This window comes from Streptomyces sp. SM1, from assembly GCF_002910825.1.
GTDB classification, from domain to species: Bacteria; Actinomycetota; Actinomycetes; order Streptomycetales; family Streptomycetaceae; genus Streptomyces; species Streptomyces okerensis.
In genome coordinates this window covers 1-3,683 of sequence record NZ_NEUB01000717.1, presented here as the reverse complement: position 1 = coordinate 3,683, position 3,683 = coordinate 1, and the positions used below count along the sequence as shown (strand labels likewise).

3 protein-coding genes are annotated in these 3,683 nt (G+C 69.3%); all 3 read left to right on the top strand.

Annotated elements, in window-relative coordinates:
- On the top strand, positions 1-1,077 hold a 1,077-nt coding region (gene dxr, locus B9S61_RS20450; RefSeq protein WP_258039756.1), incomplete at its 5' end, for a 1-deoxy-D-xylulose-5-phosphate reductoisomerase.
- 8 nt (positions 1,078-1,085) lie between these two features.
- Positions 1,086-2,378, top strand: coding sequence for an RIP metalloprotease (locus tag B9S61_RS20445; protein ID WP_103543559.1), 1,293 nt, complete (start codon positions 1,086-1,088; stop codon positions 2,376-2,378).
- Between the two features lie 185 nt (positions 2,379-2,563).
- A partial coding sequence (gene ispG, locus B9S61_RS20440) for a flavodoxin-dependent (E)-4-hydroxy-3-methylbut-2-enyl-diphosphate synthase (protein ID WP_103543558.1) occupies positions 2,564-3,683 on the top strand: 1,120 nt, incomplete at its 3' end.

Below are 3,683 nucleotides of genomic sequence, written 5' to 3'. Positions count from 1 at the left end.
GCCCTCCTCGCCGAACAGGCCCACCGGCTGCGGGTACGCACGGTCGCCGTCGCCCGCGAGGACGCCGTACCGGCGCTGCGCGAGGCGCTGGCCGCGCGGTACGGCGCGGGGGAGCCGCTGCCCGGGATCCTGGCCGGACCGGACGCGGCCACCGAGGTCGCCGCCTCCGACTGCCACACCGTCCTGAACGGCATCACCGGCTCCATCGGACTCGCTCCGACCCTCGCCGCCCTGAAGGCGGGCCGCACCCTCGCGCTCGCCAACAAGGAGTCGCTCATCGTGGGCGGCCCGCTGGTCAAGGCGCTCGCCGAGCCCGGGCAGATCATCCCGGTCGACTCCGAGCACGCCGCCCTCTTCCAGGCGCTGGCCGCCGGCACCCGCGCCGATGTGCGCAAGCTCGTCGTCACCGCCTCCGGCGGCCCCTTCCGCGGCCGTACCAGGGAGCAGCTGGCCGGCGTCACCGTCGAGGACGCCCTCGCCCACCCCACCTGGGCGATGGGCCCGGTCATCACGATCAACTCCGCGACCCTCGTCAACAAGGGCCTGGAGGTCATCGAGGCACACCTGCTCTACGACATTCCCTTCGACCGCATTGAGGTGGTCGTGCATCCGCAGTCGTATGTCCACTCGATGGTTGAGTTCACGGACGGATCGACACTGGCCCAGGCGACGCCCCCCGACATGCGCGGGCCCATCGCCATCGGCCTCGGCTGGCCCGAACGGGTCCCCGACGCCGCCCCGGTCTTCGACTGGAGCAAGGCGTCCACCTGGGAGTTCTTCCCTCTCGACAACGAGGCGTTCCCCTCGGTGAACCTCGCCCGGCACGTCGGCGAGCTCGCGGGAACCGCCCCGGCGGTGTTCAATGCGGCGAACGAGGAGTGCGTCGGGGCCTTCCGCGCCGGCACGCTGCCGTATCTCGGGATCATCGAGACGGTCACCCGGGTCGTCGAAGAGCACGGCACCCCGGCGTCGGGAACCTCCCTGACCGTGTCGGACGTCCTCGAAGCGGAGACCTGGGCCCGGAAGAGGGCCCGGGAACTGGCAGTCCGGACGGCGAGCGCGGAGGCGCGTGCATGACGATCCTGATGTTCATCCTCGGCATAGTCGTCTTCGCGGCCGGCCTGCTGTTCTCGATCGCCTGGCACGAGCTGGGCCATCTGTCCACCGCCAAGATGTTCGGTATCCGCGTGCCCCAGTACATGGTCGGCTTCGGCCCGACCCTCTGGTCGCGGCACAGGGGCGAGACCGAGTACGGCGTCAAGGCGATCCCGTTCGGCGGATACATCCGCATGATCGGCATGTTCCCGCCCGGCCCCGACGGCCGCCTCGAGGCCCGTTCCACCTCACCGTGGCGCGGCATGATCGAGGACGCCCGCTCCGCCGCCTTCGAGGAACTGCGGCCCGGTGACGAGAAGCGCCTGTTCTACACGCGCAAGCCGTGGAAACGGGTCATCGTGATGTTCGCGGGCCCCTTCATGAACCTCGTCCTCGCGGTCGCGCTGTTCCTCACCGTGCTCATGGGCTTCGGCATCCAGCAGCAGACCACCACCGTCAGCTCGGTCTCGCAGTGCGTGATCTCGCAGAGCGAGAACCGCGACGACTGCAAGAAGTCCGACCCCCAGTCCCCGGCCGCCGCCGCCGGAATGAAGGCCGACGACAGGATCGTCGCCTTCGACGGGGTCCGCACCGACGACTGGGGCGTCCTCTCCGACCTCATCCGCGACAGCGCCGGCAAGAGCGTGTCGATCGTCGTCGACCGCGACGGCCAGGAGGTCACCCTCCAGGCGGAGATCGCCACCAACCTGGTCGCCAAGAAGGACGGCAACGGCACCTACGTCGAGGGCGAGTACGTCAAGGCCGGCTTCCTCGGCTTCAGCTCGGCCACCGGCGTCGTCAAACAGGACCTCGGCGACTCCGTGGTCTGGATGACCGACCGGGTCGGTGACGCCGTCGACTCCCTCGCCGCCCTGCCGTCCAAGATCCCCGCCCTGTGGGACGCCGCCTTCGGCGACGGCCCGCGCGAACCCGACTCCCCGATGGGCGTCGTCGGCGCGGCCCGGGTCGGCGGCGAGATCGCCACCCTGGAGATCCCCGCCTCACAGCAGATGGCCATGTTCGTGATGCTGCTCGCCGGCTTCAACCTCTCCCTGTTCCTCTTCAACATGCTCCCGCTGCTGCCGCTCGACGGCGGACACATCGCGGGCGCGCTCTGGGAGTCGCTGCGCCGCAACCTCGCCAGGGTGCTGCGCCGCCCCGACCCGGGCCCGTTCGACGTCGCGAAACTGATGCCGGTGGCCTACGTGGTGGCCGGGGTCTTCGTCTGCTTCACCCTCCTCGTCCTGATCGCGGACGTGGTGAACCCGGTGCGGATCTCGTAGCACCGGACCGCGGCCTCCTCACGTTCACGACGGCCCGGAACCCCTGGGGTTCCGGGCCGTCGCCCTTTGGGTGGGTTTACGGGCGCGATGTGCCCGAGCATTGGCCGGTGCCGTAATCTCGGAGCGCGGAGCCCGCTGCTCACGGGGAGCCGGACCTTGATCCACGACTTGGGGTTGCACAGCAGATGACTGCGATTTCTCTCGGCATGCCGTCCGTTCCGACCAAGCTCGCCGAGCGCCGGAAGACCCGGTGGATCCAGGTCGGGTCCGTGGCGGTGGGCGGGGACGCCCCCGTGTCCGTGCAGTCGATGACGACGACGCGTACGTCCGATGTCGGGGCGACGCTTCAGCAGATCGCGGAGCTGACCGCTTCCGGCTGCCAGATCGTGCGGGTGGCCTGTCCCACGCAGGACGACGCGGACGCGCTGGCGACCATCGCCCGCAAGTCGCAGATCCCGGTGATCGCGGACATCCATTTCCAGCCGAAGTACGTGTTCGCGGCGATCGAGGCCGGGTGTGCGGCGGTGCGGGTGAATCCGGGGAACATCAAGCAGTTCGACGACAAGGTCAAGGAGATCGCCCGGGCGGCCAGGGACCACGGCACCCCGATCCGTATCGGTGTGAACGCCGGTTCGCTGGACCGGCGTCTGCTGCAGAAGTACGGCAGGGCGACTCCCGAGGCGCTGGCCGAGTCGGCCCTGTGGGAGGCGTCCCTCTTCGAGGAGCACGACTTCCGGGACATCAAGATCTCCGTCAAGCACAACGACCCGGTCGTGATGGTCGAGGCCTACCGTCAGCTGGCCGCCCAGTGCGACTACCCGCTGCACCTCGGCGTCACGGAGGCAGGCCCGGCCTTCCAGGGCACGATCAAGTCGGCGGTCGCCTTCGGGGCGCTGCTGTCGCAGGGCATCGGGGACACCATCCGGGTCTCGCTGTCGGCTCCGCCGGTGGAGGAGATCAAGGTGGGGATCCAGATCCTGCAGTCGCTGGGGCTCAGGGAGCGGCGGCTGGAGATCGTCTCGTGTCCGTCCTGCGGCCGCGCCCAGGTCGATGTGTACAAGCTGGCGGAAGAGGTCACGGCGGGGCTGGAGGGTATGGAGGTTCCGTTGCGGGTGGCTGTCATGGGCTGTGTCGTCAACGGGCCGGGTGAGGCCCGGGAGGCCGATCTGGGTGTGGCCTCCGGCAACGGCAAGGGGCAGATCTTCGTGAAGGGTGAGGTCATCAAGACCGTTCCCGAGTCGAAGATCGTCGAGACGCTGATCGAGGAGGCGATGAAGATCGCCGAACAGATGGAGAAGGACGGCG

Coding starts and splice junctions, on each gene's coding strand:
- B9S61_RS20445 (WP_103543559.1), top strand. CDS start 1,086: ATGTTCATCCTCGGCATAGTCGTCTTCGCGGCCGGCCTGCTGTTCTCG.